The organism is Alitiscatomonas aceti (genome assembly GCF_025567195.1).
GTDB classification, from domain to species: Bacteria; Bacillota; Clostridia; order Lachnospirales; family Lachnospiraceae; genus Alitiscatomonas; species Alitiscatomonas aceti.
Genome location: NZ_JAOQJF010000001.1, coordinates 187,281 through 202,810, shown reverse-complemented (window position 1 = coordinate 202,810; position 15,530 = coordinate 187,281). Strand labels below are relative to the sequence as shown.

Below are 15,530 nucleotides of genomic sequence, written 5' to 3'. Positions count from 1 at the left end.
GATAAAAAAGAGTCTGAAAGCACGAGACAGTCTCCGCCCCCGCAGGGCTGACGCCCAGGTCCGAATGCCCTCGCTGCGCCCACTGCCGTGGGCTGCGCTGGGGCAGACCCTCCCGTCTCGTGCTTTTTTTCATCTCAGAATTGCTTGATAAATATCTGGATCATGCAAGGTCCCCACGGGAGTGTCTAAGCACAAACACACATTGAGTCCGTATCCTACATCGGATACGGAAGCTCAAAGATCATGATGGTCTCCCGGGGATCATTTCCTGGAAACAGGTCACCGCATGGAATTTCGTCGAAAAACGCCATCTCTGGAACAGAGGTCAGATATGAGAGAGAGCTGTCTGAAGGATAATAAAAAAACAGCAGTATAGACCGCGGATGCTCATAATATGAGTCCAGGATCCGGGCCATGACCTTTTGGAGAAGCTCCAGAGAAAATGGGTTGAAAAAGTAAACCCGGTCGACGGAGGAGGGAACGGCATAATGTTCGGCATTGGCCAGGACAAAGGAGGATCTTCCAGGGGATACACAGGAACTTTGGTTCTCCAGAGCTTTTTCATAAATGCGCGGATCATATTCGACGCCAATGGAGCGGCAGCGGGTCTGGCAGGACAGAAAAAGCCCGACCCGTCCCTTGCCGCAGCCATAGTCCAGCAGAATATTCCCCTTCCGGATCCAGCCGGATCCAGCCAGGCGTTCCAGAACGGAATAGGGCGTGGGCTCATAGGGATACCGGTACTGATCGGCGCTGGAATCATCTCTTCCAGCAGTCTTAATGCGAAGGAGACGGTCCCACCGGACTTCCGGCAGCTCACCGGTCTGGTTGTTCTTCATGGTGTACCTCCATTATTTCCAGGTCTTCCATACTTCCGGCTGGCATCCAACCGTCGCCTGTCTCTGATTGCGTACAATGGGTGTTTTTATGATCCGCTGATTTTCAAATATTTTGTCTGTCCGGTCCTCTTCGGCAAGATAGGTGATCAGAGCCAGGAGGTCTCTGTCTTTGCATTTGGGGTCGATCAGCTTTTCATATCCGCCGACGGCCTGGAGAACAGATAGAAATTCGTCCTTGCTCAACCCCTTTTCCTTCATGTCGATGAACTGGTACCGGATCCCGCGTTCTTTAAAATAGCGTTCTGCCTTTTTCGTTTCAAAATCTTTTTTCGTCCCAAAAATCTGAATGTTCATAAATGTAATCTGCCTTTCTTTACTGATTCACAGCTCCAGTATAGCATACGGAAGCGGAAATACGCCATGGAAACATAGAAGAATGGATGATTTTAGGGCCTGAAGGAGGGATAGCCAGTGTCAGGCAGACGGATTGTCATTGACAAACAGACTGGGCGAGGATATATTGGAAACAGATTATGGCAACCATGGAGGAAAAGGGAACATGAGCAGATTGAACGAATTGCTTCACCAGGCGGGCAGTATTGGGAGGAATGGAGATGGCTCCATTACCCGGGTGGGATTCTCCAGGGAATATTTCCAGGCCCTGGAGCTGTTAAAGGAGAAGATGGAGGAGCTGGGGATGCGCACGGAAACGGACCCGGTGGGGAATCTCCACGGCATCCTGCCGGGAACGGATCCCAAGGCTGGCATCATTGCCATTGGCTCCCATTTGGATACAGTCATCAGGGGAGGACTATACGACGGGATGCTGGGTGTGGCCGGGGCAATAGAGGCAGCCGCGCGGTTAAGGGAGGAGGGGCGCAGGCTCCGTCATTCCCTGGAAATCTGGGGGTTCAATATGGAAGAATCCAGTGTTCTCGGGGGGACCTTTGGAAGCCGCTGTGTGACCGGAAAGATCGATCCGGACGTGCCGGGCTATAAGGAAAAGCTGGAGAAATTTGGATTAAGTCCAGAGATTGTCCGAAGCGTCCGACGGGATCTGGAAGATTATAAATGCTATCTGGAGTATCATATTGAACAGGGCGGCAGGCTGGATGCTTCGGGTACGGATATCGGAGTCGTCAGCGGGATCGTCAGCGTTGTCCGATACGATGTGACGGCCAGGGGTATGAGCAATCACGCGGGAACCACTATGATGGACAGCCGGAAAGACGCCCTGACAGGCATGGCGAAGCTGATCGTCGGGGCGGAAAAGCGGGCCAGGGAGCTGAACGATACGCTGGTCTTCACAGTAGGGAAGCTCTCCGTGCTTCCTGGCCAGGAGAATGTGATACCGGGCCAGGCGGAGGCCACCTTTGAAATGCGCCATATGGATAAGACCATGACGGATCAGCTGTTCGCGGACATAAAAAGAATGGCGGAGGAGATCCCGGATTGTACCTTTGAGTTCAGCAATTCCGCAGCGAAATATTCGACTCCCTGTGATCCGCGGCTGATCCGGCTCATTGACCAGGTCTGTGAGAAAAAGAATATCCGCCATGTGATCATGCCCAGCGGGGCGTTCCATGACGCGAACCCCATGGCCCAGGCGGGCGTTCCCATCGGCATGATCTTTGTCCCCAGCGTGAAGGGGATCAGCCACCAGGGAGAAGAATACACAGCGCCGCATCATGTGGATCTGGGGGCGGACGTGCTGTATGAGACTGTGCTGGAGCTGGATGAAAAGGGACTGGATCAGATGGGCGCAGCAGCTGCAGCGATAAAATAGACGAGGATGAGAGATATGGAAAAATGGGAGGAATTATTCCCACAGAATACCAGGAAAAAGGGCCGGGAGCTTCTGGAGAATGGCCGGATCCGGGAGCTGTCTGTGAACGAAAATGAATACAGCGCGGCGGTCCTGGGCCGGGAGCGGTATGAGGTGAAAATATCCATGGACCACGGGATCCCGGTGCGGACAGAATGCAGCTGCGCTGTGGGAAGAGGACGGGGAAAGTGCGCCCATATGGCGGCGGTGCTGTATGCGGCGGAGCAGGAAAAGGCAGAAGAGGAAAAGAAAAGCAGGGCGGAGCAGGAGGAAGCGGCGGCATACTCCCATCTGGATGGAACGGAGACAGACCGGGGCAGCGCCGAGGACGAAAAGAAAGCAATCAGAATGCTCCAGGGCTACCGATACTTTCATGGAGACCAGATCCGTAAGTCCCTGAAGCTTTCTACAGAGGCAGAGACAGGAGGAAGAAAGGCCATTTCCGGTGGACGGCTCCGGCTGGAGCAGGTGGGCAAGGGCTTTGAGAGGAGCGGAGGCCAGGTCCTCGGCCAGGCATCCGCCATTGGGGAAACGGAGAGGGGGAGGAAATCTTACTTTCCGATCCGCCTGGTATTCTCCAGCGATGAGGCCCTGCGGGCCGAATGCGGCTGTCCGGAGTGTGCGCGCAGCTACCGCCAATATTCAGGGGACTGCCGGTGCAAATATACCGCAGGGCTCGCTCTGCTGCTGGAAGAGTATTTGAAGGACCATAACATTGGAGATATGACAGATGCCGCCGGACAGTATATTATTGAGAGTACCCTGTGGGGAAAGTTCATGAAGCAGACAAAAGGGCCGGCGGATCCCATGCGCCTGGAGCCCAGGCTGATCCAGAAGGATAAAAAGCTGTATGTGTCCTTTAAAACAGGGGCCGGACGGATGTTTGTGGTCAAAAATCTGGAAGAATTCTGTGAGCATGTGAAAAATGGCGAGGAGGCCGTTTATGGCTCGTCAACAGTCCTCAGCCATAAAAGGGAAAATTTTACCGAAGGCTCTCTCCCATGGCTGGAGTTTGTGAACAGGATCGTTCAGGAGGAGGTGCGCTTTGCGGACCGGATGGAGGATTCCTGGCGGTTTTCCGGAAACAGACCCTCTGTGGGAATGCTCCTGGAGCTGTTTGGCTGGCGGCTGGACCAGTTCTATGAGCTTATGGGTCCGTCTGGCGTGGAAGCGGAGGACAGGGATCATGGAAAGAAGAAGCAGGTGCTGTATGCCAGAACGGGAAGTCCCAGGATCCAGGTGGAAATAGAACCCAGGTACGCTGGCGGAAAACCTGGTCCGGCGGAAAAATTCGACGGGGTCCAGGTCAGCGGGACCATGCCGGAGCTTTTTTACGGCATGGACACAGCATATTTTATTGAGGCGGACGGGCTGTACCGGCAGAGCGGGGAGCTTTCAGACGGTCTGGAGCGTCTGGCTGACGTTTCTATGGACGGAAGCTTCCGTTTTTTTGTGGGAAGGAACAGGCTGGCTGAATTTTACCATATGATCCTGCCCAGGTTCAGGGAGATCGCCCAGGTGGCAGAGAAGGACGGGGAGCTGATCCGCTCCTTTCTGCCGCCCCGGGGAGAATACCAGTTTTATCTGGATGCGGAGGGGGGAGATTTTGTCTGCCGACCGGTGGTCCGGTACGGGAATCAGGAATATTCTCCCGTGGAGGCGGTCCGGTGCATAGAAAACGGACAGGATCTTATGGAACCCTTCCGCGCTCTGGCAGAGGAGGCGGGGATTGCCCTGGAGGTGAAGCGATGGTTTCCTGTGGAGGTTCCGCAGAAGGAGGAGTTTTCCTGCGGTGGAGACGAGGAGGTCATGTACCAGGTGGCGGAGAACGGAGTCGCTGCACTTGCTTCCCTGGGGGAAGTGCTGTGTACGGACCGGTTCCGCGGCTGTCATGTGGTCCGGCGGGTGCAGACCGCTGTGGGCGTATCGGTTTCCAGCGGAATGCTGGATCTGAAGATCGACACGGGAGACATTCCGTCGGAGGAGCTGGTGGAGCTTCTGCACAGCTACCGGCAGAAAAAGAAATATCACCGCCTGAAAAACGGGACCTTTGTCCGCATGGAGGAATCCTCTGTCGGAATGCTGGAGGAAATGGCGGCGGCACTAAGGCTTACGCCGAAGGAAATGATCCGGGGAAATATGCATCTGCCGGTTTACCGGGCGCTGTATCTGGACCGGCTTTTGGAGGAGCACGAGGACGTTTACAGTAAAAGGGACAGTCATTTCAAGCAGATCGTAAAGAGCTTTAAGACCATAAAGGACGCGGATTTTGAAGAGCCGGAAAGCCTTTCCGCCACCATGCGCCAGTATCAGAAAAACGGGTACCGGTGGCTGAGGACATTGGAAAGCTGGAACTTTGGCGGGATCCTGGCCGACGATATGGGACTGGGAAAAACGCTCCAGATGATCGCGGTCCTTCTGGCTGCAAAGCTGGAGGGAAAGACAGGCACGTCCCTGATCGTCACCCCGGCATCCCTGGTATTCAACTGGGGAGAGGAATTTAAAAAATTTGCCCCGGAATTAAAGGTGACGCTGGCGGCAGGCACCCAGGCAGAGCGTCAGAAAAGGCTGGAGGAATCCGTTCACTCGGACGTGCTCATCACCTCCTATGATCTTTTGAAACGGGATGCGGCCCTTTACGAGGGACGGGAGTTTCTGTATCAGGTCCTGGATGAGGCCCAGTACATCAAGAATCATACCACTGCGGCGGCGAAGGCGGTGAAGGTGATCAAAAGCCGTTTCCGGTTTGCCCTTACGGGAACGCCCATTGAGAACCGGCTCAGCGAGCTTTGGAGCATTTTTGATTATCTGATGCCGGGCTTTTTGTATGGCTACGATACCTTCCGGAGGGAATTTGAGATCCCGGTGGTGAAAAACAATGACCAGGAGGCCATGGAGCGGCTCCAGAGAATGGTGGGGCCCTTTATCCTGCGGCGGCTGAAGCAGGATGTGCTCCGGGACCTGCCGGAAAAGACGGAGGAGGTCCGGTATGTACAGATGACAGGAAAGCAGAGGAAGCTGTACGACGGCCAGGCCATCCATCTGAGATCCCTCCTGGACCATCAGAGTGAGGAGGAATTTAATAACAGCCGGTTCCAGGTCCTGACAGAGCTGACCAGGCTCCGCCAGATCTGCTGCGATCCGGCCCTGTGCTTTGAGGATTATGGAGATGAGACGGCCAAAACGGACGCGTGCATGGAGCTGGTCCAGAGCGCTGTGGACGGAGGGCACCGTCTTCTGGTGTTCTCACAGTTTACCTCCATGCTGGATATTTTAAGCTCCAGACTGGATGGAGAACATGTGGAGCACTTTATGATCACTGGAGCTACGCCCAAGGAGAAGCGGCTTCAGCTGGTAAATGCCTTCAACGGGGGAGAGGTCCCAGTATTCCTGATCTCCTTAAAGGCCGGGGGAGTGGGATTAAATCTGACAGGAGCGGATATGGTGGTCCATTACGATCCCTGGTGGAACCTGGCGGCCCAGAACCAGGCCACAGACCGTGCCCACCGGATCGGTCAGCAGAAAAATGTGACGGTTTACAAGCTGATCACCAAGGATTCCATTGAGGAAAAGGTCCTGGAGCTTCAGGAGACAAAACGGGAGCTGGCAGACCGGATCATCGGACAGGGAACGGAGCAGGCGGCTCCCATGACCAGGGAAGATATGCTGAGGCTTCTGGAGATCCAGACGTAAACCGGGGAAAACCTCCCTAAAATCTATGTAAAACTTTGGAAATACTCCGCTTAAAGATTCGTAAGTCCTATTGAAAACTCTTTTTTCCGATGCTATATTGGGGCCGGAAAAAAGAGTTTTTGTATTATCATGCTATGAGGAGGATGAATCGATGATCAGAAAAAAGAGTATTATGGCGGCAGCCCTGGCGGCAGTCCTGGCCTGTCAGACCTTCCCGGCCTTTGGCGGTGCGGCTCCGGATGGAAAAACCCTGGCGCAGGACACAGAGGCAGCCCAGGAAGGCGCTTACGATGCGTGGAAGGAACGGTGGAAGGAGTTAAGCGGCGACTGGACCCAGGTTTCCATCACCCCCGGCGCAGACGAGACTCAGATGAATTTCGCCTGGTATTCCAGAAAGGGGGAGGATGCCGGCTTCCGGTATGGAAAGCAGGCAGACCTGTCCGACGGAACGGACGCAGAGGTAAAGAGCACAGACGCCCAGGAGGGCTATCAGTCCAACAAGGTGACGCTCACGGGGCTGGAGCCGGGCTCTGTCTATTACTACCAGGCAGGCGGAAAAGCGGTCAGCAGGCTGGAGACAAGGGATCCGGATTCCTTCAGCTTCATTTTTGTGGGAGACCCGCAGATCGGCTCCTCCAATGAGGAAAAGGCCAAAAAACCAGAGGACATTTTAAAGGATACTTTTAAGACGGCCCAGTATGAATCGGTCATGAGCGACAGTTTCAACTGGAACCATACCCTGGAGCTGGCAGTGGAAAAGGCCGGCAGCGATCCTGCCTTTGTGCTTTCCGCCGGAGATCAGATCCAGACCAATGCCAAAAAGGTGAAGGACGGGACCGTCAGCGAGATCGAGTACGCCGGATATTTAAGCCCGGAGGTATTAAAGTCCCTTCCGGTGGCCACAACGGTGGGCAACCATGACGCGGACAATGCCAACTACACCTGGCACTTCAATGTTCCCAACCTGAGTACCCTGGGCTCCAACGGCATTGTGGGCGGAGATTACAGCTTCCGTTATGGAGACGCCCTGTTCATGATGTTAAATACCCAGGATACCAATGTGGCAGAGCACAGACAGTTCATGGAGGAGACCATAAAGGCCAATGCAGACTGTAAATGGAGGATCGTGACCCTTCACCAGGACATTTATGGTTCTGCCGAGCATTCCAATGAACCGGAGATCACAAACCTCCGCTACGAGCTGGTCCCCATTTTTGAGGAGAACGATGTGGACGTGGTACTCACAGGCCATGACCATGCATATTCCAGAACGTATCTTCTGGAGGGCGGAAAAAAGAGCTTTGAGTACGACGACGATTCCTTTGAGGCACAGCTGGAAAAGGATATCGACAATGGAGACAGCAAGGAGATTCTGTTTACAGCGCCTTTAAACATTAAAAAGAATACGGTGGATCCAGATGAGATCACGTATCTCCAGTACCTGGCGGCAGTGATGGACACTGATGCCATCGTATCAAAGAAGAGGGAGTCTGTGGACCCGGAAGGGATTCTCTATATGACGGCCGGCTCCTCCTCAGGCAGTAAATATTATGATCTTACTCCCAGAAAGCAGACGTACATTGCAAGCAGATGGCAGGAGGACGTGCCCACCTATTCAGTGGTGGACATTGACAGCGAGTCCTTTACCATCAACACCTACCGGACCGATACCAACGAAAAGATCGATGAGCAGGTCCGCATCGTGAAGACAAAATAACCGGGGAGAGGAACGTATGGGAAGTGTAAGGAAACGGCAGCTTGCGGCCCTGGCTTTCGTGGCTGTGTTCGGATTTATTCTTTTCCTTCTTGGAAAGACCGAGCGGACGGAGCTTTACGGAACCCAGGGACGGTCCTTTGAAAAGGCCAGAGTCCTGGAGGTCTTAGAGGATAATGAGCAGGAAAGCGGCCAGTATGTGGGGCAGCAGAAGGTCCTGCTGGTCCTGGACTCCGGAAGCAGAAAGGGGGAAACGGTGGAGGCCGTCAGCTCCTCCAGTTACCTGTACGGAGCCCATTGCAGGCCTGGCATGAGGGTCATTGCGGCCGTCAACGAAAGCGGAGAGGAGCTGTATGTCACTGTATACAGCCAGGACCGGAGCCTGGTACTTTACGGGATCGTAGCCTTATTCCTGATCTCCGTCTGGGCCATCGGAGGCAGACAGGGATTAAATTCAGCCATCGGCCTGATCTTTACCTTCCTGTGCATCATTTTCATGTTCATCCCCATGATCTACCGGGGAGCTTCGCCCATCGGAGCCTCCATGCTGGTGGCGGCCCTGACCACAGTTGTGACCATGTATCTCATCGGCGGCAGGTCCACAAAGACCGCAGCGGCCATTCTGGCTACGATCCTGGGGGTCATGCTTTCGGGATCGCTGGCGGCGGCTTTTGGACGGCTGGCAGGAATCAGCGGATATAACGTGTCGGACATCGAGCAGCTGGAATATGTGGCCCAGATGACCGACATCAAGGTGGGAGAGCTTTTGTACGCAGGGATCCTGATCTCGGCCCTGGGAGCCATCATGGATGTGGCCATGTCGGTCAGCTCCGCTGTCCATGAGGTGGCCGCCCGGGCACCGGAGCTGGGCTTTAAGGAGCTGTTCCGGTCCGGGATCCATGTGGGGCGCGATATGATGGGGACCATGTCCAATACGCTGATCCTGGCATTTACAGGAACCTCCATCAACACGCTGATATTTATTTATGCTTACGGTTACAGCTTAAACCAGACCATCAATATGTATTCCATCGGCATTGAGATCATCCAGGGCATATCGGCCACTTTGGGAGTGATCTTTACGGTGCCTGTTGCCGCTTATATCAATGCTCTTCTTTTGAAAAAACGAAAGAAAAAACACGAGCGGCATATTCTTTCCTGAGACGGCGCATACTGAGTATGGAGCTGTTTATGAATGAAGGAGGAGATGGAACATGAGAGATCATACGGTGTGCCTTTTAAAGGAATGTGATTCCGGCTGTAAGATGGCTCTGGACAGCATGGCCCAGATCAAGGGCTACGTGTCGGACCAGAAACTGAAAAATACCATAGATGGGTATGAGAAAAAGCACCAGGCCATGGAGGAAGAGGCATATAAGCAGTTAAAAAGCCTGGGAGAGGGCGGGAAGGAGCCAGAGATGATGGCGGCGGCGTTTTCCCGTATGTCCACCGGGATGAAAATGCTCATGAAGGACGATAACCGGCAGGCGGCAAAGATCCTCATGGACGGCTGCAACATGGGGATCCAGTCCATCTGTGGCTTCCGGAACCAGTATGCGGGAGCCTCCAGGGAAAGCATGGACCTGGCGGACTGTCTGATCCGGACAGAGGAAGCCCTCAGGGATGAAATGAAGGCCTATCTGTAAAAATACGGGCGCTGGAAGCGGGCTGCGCCATATGGCGTCCCGTTTCCAGCGCCCGTACATATTCCGGCTTATCTGCCGGCCGCTTATTTTTCGTCGCACACCTGGAAAATGAAAAACTTTAAGTATGAGGATTCACTGTCGCCCCAGAGGATGGGATGATCAGCGGCCTGGGTCCTGTATTCCACCTGGCGCAGACGCTTGTGGACGTTCCCTGCGGCCTCCCGGATGGTCTTTGCAAAGAGCTCCGGGGTCATAAAGTGGGAGCAGGAGCAGGTGGCCAGATAGCCGCCGTCCTTTACTAACTTCATGCCTCTGAGGTTGATCTCTCTGTATCCTTTAACGGCGTTTTTGACGGAATTCCTGGATTTGGTAAAGGCAGGGGGATCCAGGATCACCATATCGAATTTTTCTCCCTGGCGCTCCAGCTCCGGAAGCAGGTCGAACACGTCGGCGGCCACAAAGCGGACCCGGTCCGACAGACCGTTTAAGGCCGCGTTTTCGGCAGCCTGGGCCACGCCAAGCTCGGAGGCATCCACCCCAAGGACCTCCGAGGCACCGGCGATCCCGGCGTTTAAGGCAAAGGAGCCGGTGTGGGTAAAGCAGTCCAGAACACGTTTTCCTTTACAAAGCCGCTGGATCGCCAGCCGGTTATATTTCTGGTCCAGGAAGAAGCCGGTTTTCTGGCCGTCCTGGACATCTACCATATACCGGACGCCGTTTTCCACGATCTCCACCTTTGTATCAAAGGAGTCTCCGATGAAGCCCTTGAACCGTTCCATGCCCTCCTGGAGGCGGACCCTGGCGTCGCTCCGTTCATAGACGCCGCGGATGGAGATTCCGTCCTCGGCCAGCACCTTTTTCAGCTTTTCCAGGATCACTGGCTTCCACCGGTCGATGCCCAGGGCCAGGGATTCCACCACCAGCACGTCGGAGAACTTGTCAATGACGATCCCGGGAAGGAAGTCAGCTTCCCCGAAGACCAGCCGGCAGCTTCCTGTGTCCACAGTGGATTTTCTGTATTCCCAGGCGTTCCGTACCCGCATTTCAATAAAGTCCTCGTCCACCACTGTGTGGGGCTTTCTGGACATCATGCGGATGGTGATGGTGGAGCGGGTATTGATAAAGCCGCATCCCAGGGGATAACCGTCAAAATCGAAGACATTGACCATGTCCCCGTTCTCAAATTCCCCTTCGGTACGGTCGATCTCGTTGTCATAGATCCAGAGCCCTCCGGCTTTTAAAGCCCGGCCCTGGCCTTTTTTTATATAAACGGACGCGGATGTTTTTTCCATATGCATTGGATCCTTTCTGTATTCCGGCATTTTATGGTAAAAGTATAGCGGAATCCGGCAGAAAATGCAAGTGGCTGGGGAGGTCCTCCCCGGCTTTCGACAAAGGGTGGTTCACAGGGACCGGATTTTATGGTATACTTAGTTCACTTATGAGATAGGAGACGGCTATGGATAACAGTGAGATCCGAAAGGAGATACAGGAAGAGGTCCGGAAGGCGGAAAAGATCCTGGTGGGGATCGGCGCAGAGTGGAAGCGCGGGGATGAAGACCGGGAGGAGCAGATCCGGAGAGCCTCAAAAGCCCTGAGAGAGCTTTTAGAGGGGAAGGATGCTTTTATCATATCCACACTGACTCTGGGGGAGATGGAGGACAGAGGTTTTGAAAAGGAGCATATGGTGGCCCCTTTGGACGTATCTTTAACGGAGGAGCAATGGAATGGTTATACCGGCTGGCTGGCCGGGACTTTAAACAGGACTACGGTGCTCCTGGAGCTGGGAGAGGGCTTTGCCCATCCGTCCCTGATCCGGTGGCCCTTTGAGCGGACGGCAGCCATCAACCGGAAGGCACGCCTGTACCGTGTCCACAAAACTTTTTATCAGATCACCGAAGAACTGAAGGAAAAAGCCGCCGCCGTAAAGGCGGATTCTGTGGGATTCATGGAAGGCTTTGGGGAGGAAGAGCATGGCAGCGATCAGTAACGACTGGCTGGGGCCCATGAGCGAGGAATTTAAAAAGCCCTATTACAGGAAGCTGTACGAGACAGTGAAGCATGAGTATGAGACCAGGGAGGTATACCCGGCTCCGGACGATATTTTCAACGCCTTCGCATTTACGCCATTGAAGGATGTGAAGGTGGTGATCCTGGGACAGGATCCCTACCATGAACCGGGCCAGGCCCACGGCCTCTGCTTTTCCGTGAGGCCGGAGGTGGATACGCCGCCGTCCCTGGTGAATATTTATAAGGAGCTCCATGAGGACTGCGGCTGCTATATCCCCAATAACGGTTATCTGAAGAAATGGGCCGACCAGGGCGTGCTTCTTCTGAATACGGTGCTGACGGTCCGGGCCCATGCGGCCCACTCCCACAAGGACATCGGCTGGGAGGAGTTTACCGACGCGGCCATCCGGGTATTAAACGCCCAGGACAGGCCCATGGTGTTTATTTTATGGGGAAAACCGGCCCAAATGAAAAAGGCCATGTTAAACAATCCGGCCCATTTGATCTTAGAGTCTCCCCACCCCAGTCCCCTGTCGGCGTACCGCGGATTTTTTGGAAGTCGTCCCTTCAGCCGGACCAATAAATTCCTCACGGCCCACGGCCTTGATCCCATTGACTGGCAGATTGAGAATATAGGAGAGTAAACATGAGCAATTTTATCGAATTTCTGAAGATCGTCGTATTCGGTCTGGTGGAGGGCTTTACAGAATGGCTTCCCATCAGCAGCACAGGCCATCTGATCCTGGTGGAGAACATCGTCCATCTGAATGCGTCGGCAGAATTTATGAAGGTATTCCGGGTGGTGATCCAGCTGGGAGCCATTATGGCTGTGGTGGTCCTTTACTTCAACCGTCTGAACCCATGGGCCCCGGGAAAGAAGAAAAATCAGCAGCTTGCCACCTGGCATCTGTGGATCAAGATCCTCATCGCCTGCCTTCCGGCAGCTGTGGTGGGTCTCCTTCTGGACGAGGTCCTGGACACATACCTGTATAACCCTTACGTGGTGGCGGCCATGCTGATCATCTACGGGATCCTTTTCATTGTCCTGGAAAAGCATAATGAGTTTGTGGACTTTCCCATTAAAAAGGTTTCCCAGATCAGCTACCGGAACGCCCTGTATATCGGCCTGTTCCAGCTTCTGGCCCTGATCCCGGGAACCTCCCGGTCCGGCGCTACGATCCTGGGGGCCATGCTTTTAGGCTGCTCCAGAACGGCTTCTGCGGAATTTACCTTCTTCCTGGGGATCCCGGTGATGTTCGGGGCCAGCCTGTTAAAGATCCTCCATTATGGCCTGGATTTTTCTGGTATAGAGTTTTTCTTCCTGCTGGCCGGCATGGTCATCGCCTTTGCCGTATCCATGTATTCCATCAAGTTCCTTATGGGATATGTGAAGAAGCATGATTTCCGTTTCTTTGGTTATTACCGCATTATCCTGGGTGTGATCGTTCTGGCATATTTTGGGGTAATGGCAGTGATGGGACTGTAACGGGCAGGACATGAAAGATAAGATTTTGTAAGAGCGCTTCCGGTCTTCCGGAGGCGCTTTTGTGTATCACGGTTTCACAATTCCCTTGAAAAGTTATCACAATTTTATCACAAATCTCTGGTAAACTCTCTTACATAAACAAGGAGATCAAAGAAATTCCGATAGATAAGCTTTGTTGTGAAAGGAGAATTTTTATGTACGACGATAAATGGACAGAGGTTAATAACAGCCAGAACATTCAGAATGATCCGCAGGCCGGGAGCCAGCCGGGTATGGGCCAGGCGGCGGGCCGGGAGTCCCAGCCGGTGAGACAGCAGGTGTACGGGCTCAGCGGCCAGGGACAGCCCCAGAACCAGAATCAGGGCCAGGCGTACCAGCAGCCCCAGTACCAGAATGGCCCGCAGAACCAGTACCATCACTCCTCTCCGTATCCCTATACGGGACAGGACGGAAACGGCGGGATGAATGGAGGAGGCCATGGGGAGAACGGCAGCAGCCATAAGGCTCCGAAGAAACGTTCCGTTATGAAAACAACGGCCATGGTCACAGCAACGGCCCTCCTCTTCGGAGTGGTATCCGGCGGCACCATGTTCGGCGTCAACCGGGCGGCCAACGCTTTGTTCCCGGAGGAGACGGCCCCGATCCAGCAGACCCAGGTGGTCCAGGCAGCTCCCCAGTCCACTTCCACCTCTTCCGGAGGTGTGTTCATTGAGGATGTGTCTCCCATCGTGGATGCGGTGATGCCCTCGGTGGTGGCCATCACCAACACCATGCTGTACCAGGGAAGCACCTGGTTTGGCCAGACCCAGACGTATGAGGTGCCCAGCAGCGGCTCCGGCATCATTGTAGGCCAGAACGACACAGAGCTTCTGGTGGTGACCAATAACCATGTGATCGAGGGAGCCACGACCCTGGCCGTCACCTTCATCGATGAAAGCAGCGTGGAGGCGGCAGTGAAGGGTACGGATTCTGCTTCCGACCTGGCGGTGATCGCAGTCCCGCTGGAGGATATCTCCGCAGATACTAAATCCCAGATCAAGGCAGCCACTCTCGGGGACTCGGATTCCTTAAAAATGGGCCAGGGCGTCATTGCCATCGGAAATGCCCTGGGACTGGGCCAGAGCGTGACAGTGGGCCATGTGAGCGCATTAAACCGTGAGGTCACTGTGGACGGCGTTACAAAAACTGTGATCCAGACCGATGCGGCCATCAACCCCGGCAACAGCGGCGGCGCTCTGTTAAACTCCAAGGGAGAGGTCATCGGCATCAACGAGGCCAAATACGCAGATGAAAAGGTAGAAGGTGTCGGATACGCGATCCCCATTTCTCATGCGAAGGATATCATTGACGACTTAAAGACCCGTACCACCAAGGTGGAGGTTGGCGAAGAGGAGCAGGGATATCTGGGGATCCAGATCCAGAACATCGACGCCTCCATGGCAAAGCTCTATGGAATGCCCGAGGGCGTATACGTTTATAAGATCACAGAGGATTCCGCGGCTGCCAATTCTGAACTGAAGGAAAAGGATATCATCACAAAATTTGATGGGGAGACCGTTAGAAACTATGCGGATCTTACAAAGCTCCTGACCTATTATAAAGAAGGCACCACTGTAAATCTCACGGTCCAGAGACTGGAAAACGGTGAGTATGTGGAAAAGGAGATTCCCATCACCCTGAATGCAAGACCCCAGGAGGAAGAGACGGCAGAACAGCCGGAATAAGGAAAAGCGTACAAAAGGCAGGCGGTTCTTAAACGGACCGGCTGCCTTTTCCATGCCAGCGGCAGATAGAAGGAGGAGGAAAGAGAAAATGAAAATATTGATCATGGAGGACGAAAAGCTCTTAAAGCCGCCTCTGCCGGAGGCTCTGGTGATTTTGGATGTGACGGCACCGGGAATAAACAGCCGCCAGGTGGCAGAAGAGGTCGAGACCTGTATCCATTCCCTTCTGCACAGACAGGAGGAAGAGACGGAGGCGCTTTCCTTTGGAAACACTTCCCTGGAGCTTTCCACAGGAATGCTGCGCTGCGGTATGAAGCATGTGCAGCTGTCGGCAAAGGAATTTGAGATCCTGCGTCTCCTGTTCCAGTCGGGACGGAAGAATCTTTCCAAGGAGACGATTCTCCAGAAGGTCTGGGGATACGATACGGACGCAGTGGAAAACAACGTGGAGGTCTATGTGGGATTCTTAAGAAAGAAGCTGGCCAGGACAGGCTCCAACGTGCGGATCAGTTCCATCCGCCGCATGGGATACCATCTGGAGGTACAGGCGGGGGAACTCTGAGCCTGGAAAGTTCATCCTTTTTTCACAGGCT

Annotated in this window: 13 protein-coding genes; 10 read left to right on the top strand and 3 right to left on the bottom strand. The window is 54.1% G+C overall.

The annotated features are described in order from the left end of the window. Window positions 1-215: 215 nt before the first annotated feature. Together OCV69_RS00910 and OCV69_RS00905 are read right to left on the bottom strand one after the other, a co-directional pair. Window positions 216-839 (bottom strand): class I SAM-dependent methyltransferase, encoded by a 624-nt coding sequence (locus OCV69_RS00910; protein ID WP_158358426.1) that lies wholly within the window; start codon window positions 837-839, stop codon window positions 216-218. Between the two features lie 12 nt (window positions 840-851). Then, window positions 852-1,193 (bottom strand): arsenate reductase family protein, encoded by a 342-nt coding sequence (locus OCV69_RS00905; RefSeq protein ID WP_158358425.1) that lies wholly within the window; start codon window positions 1,191-1,193, stop codon window positions 852-854. Between the two features lie 205 nt (window positions 1,194-1,398). Here OCV69_RS00905 and OCV69_RS00900 point away from each other — a divergent pair, with 205 nt between their 5' ends. From OCV69_RS00900 to OCV69_RS00880, 5 genes are all read left to right on the top strand, one after another. After that, window positions 1,399-2,625 carry a Zn-dependent hydrolase gene (locus OCV69_RS00900; protein WP_158358424.1) on the top strand — a complete coding sequence of 409 codons (1,227 nt, stop codon included), beginning with the start codon at window positions 1,399-1,401 and terminating at the stop codon, window positions 2,623-2,625. A 15-nt stretch (window positions 2,626-2,640) separates the two neighbouring features. Further along, window positions 2,641-6,357: a DEAD/DEAH box helicase gene (locus tag OCV69_RS00895; protein ID WP_262562905.1), complete on the top strand. Its 3,717-nt coding sequence runs from the start codon at window positions 2,641-2,643 to the stop codon at window positions 6,355-6,357. 151 nt (window positions 6,358-6,508) lie between these two features. After that, window positions 6,509-8,074, top strand: a complete 1,566-nt coding sequence (locus OCV69_RS00890) for a purple acid phosphatase family protein (protein ID WP_158358422.1) — start codon at window positions 6,509-6,511, stop codon at window positions 8,072-8,074. 16 nt (window positions 8,075-8,090) lie between these two features. Further along, window positions 8,091-9,233, top strand: coding sequence for a YibE/F family protein (locus OCV69_RS00885; protein WP_158358421.1), 1,143 nt, complete (start codon window positions 8,091-8,093; stop codon window positions 9,231-9,233). A gap of 52 nt (window positions 9,234-9,285) precedes the next feature. Continuing rightward, on the top strand, window positions 9,286-9,717 hold the full coding sequence (locus OCV69_RS00880; RefSeq protein ID WP_158358420.1) for a hypothetical protein: 432 nt from the start codon (window positions 9,286-9,288) through the stop codon (window positions 9,715-9,717). 83 nt (window positions 9,718-9,800) lie between these two features. Here the strand turns inward: OCV69_RS00880 and OCV69_RS00875 are convergent, their stop codons facing one another. Beyond that, window positions 9,801-11,009, bottom strand: coding sequence for a class I SAM-dependent rRNA methyltransferase (locus OCV69_RS00875; protein ID WP_317258412.1), 1,209 nt, complete (start codon window positions 11,007-11,009; stop codon window positions 9,801-9,803). A gap of 167 nt (window positions 11,010-11,176) precedes the next feature. On the opposite strand from OCV69_RS00875, the gene OCV69_RS00870 reads away from it, so the two are divergent. From OCV69_RS00870 to OCV69_RS00850, 5 genes are all read left to right on the top strand, one after another. Beyond that, window positions 11,177-11,707 carry a hypothetical protein gene (locus OCV69_RS00870; protein WP_158358418.1) on the top strand — a complete coding sequence of 177 codons (531 nt, stop codon included), beginning with the start codon at window positions 11,177-11,179 and terminating at the stop codon, window positions 11,705-11,707. Further along, on the top strand, window positions 11,691-12,371 hold the full coding sequence (locus OCV69_RS00865) for a uracil-DNA glycosylase (protein WP_158358417.1): 681 nt from the start codon (window positions 11,691-11,693) through the stop codon (window positions 12,369-12,371). Before OCV69_RS00870 ends, OCV69_RS00865 begins: the two co-directional genes overlap by 17 nt. A 2-nt stretch (window positions 12,372-12,373) precedes the next feature. Next, the gene (locus tag OCV69_RS00860; RefSeq protein ID WP_158358416.1) at window positions 12,374-13,213 is read left to right on the top strand and encodes an undecaprenyl-diphosphate phosphatase; all 840 of its coding nucleotides are present in this window, start codon (window positions 12,374-12,376) and stop codon (window positions 13,211-13,213) included. 461 nt (window positions 13,214-13,674) lie between these two features. After that, window positions 13,675-14,937: a S1C family serine protease gene (locus tag OCV69_RS00855; protein ID WP_334307922.1), complete on the top strand. Its 1,263-nt coding sequence runs from the start codon at window positions 13,675-13,677 to the stop codon at window positions 14,935-14,937. An 88-nt stretch (window positions 14,938-15,025) separates the two neighbouring features. After that, window positions 15,026-15,499, top strand: coding sequence for a winged helix-turn-helix domain-containing protein (locus tag OCV69_RS00850; RefSeq protein WP_022274526.1), 474 nt, complete (start codon window positions 15,026-15,028; stop codon window positions 15,497-15,499). Window positions 15,500-15,530: the final 31 nt, after the last annotated feature.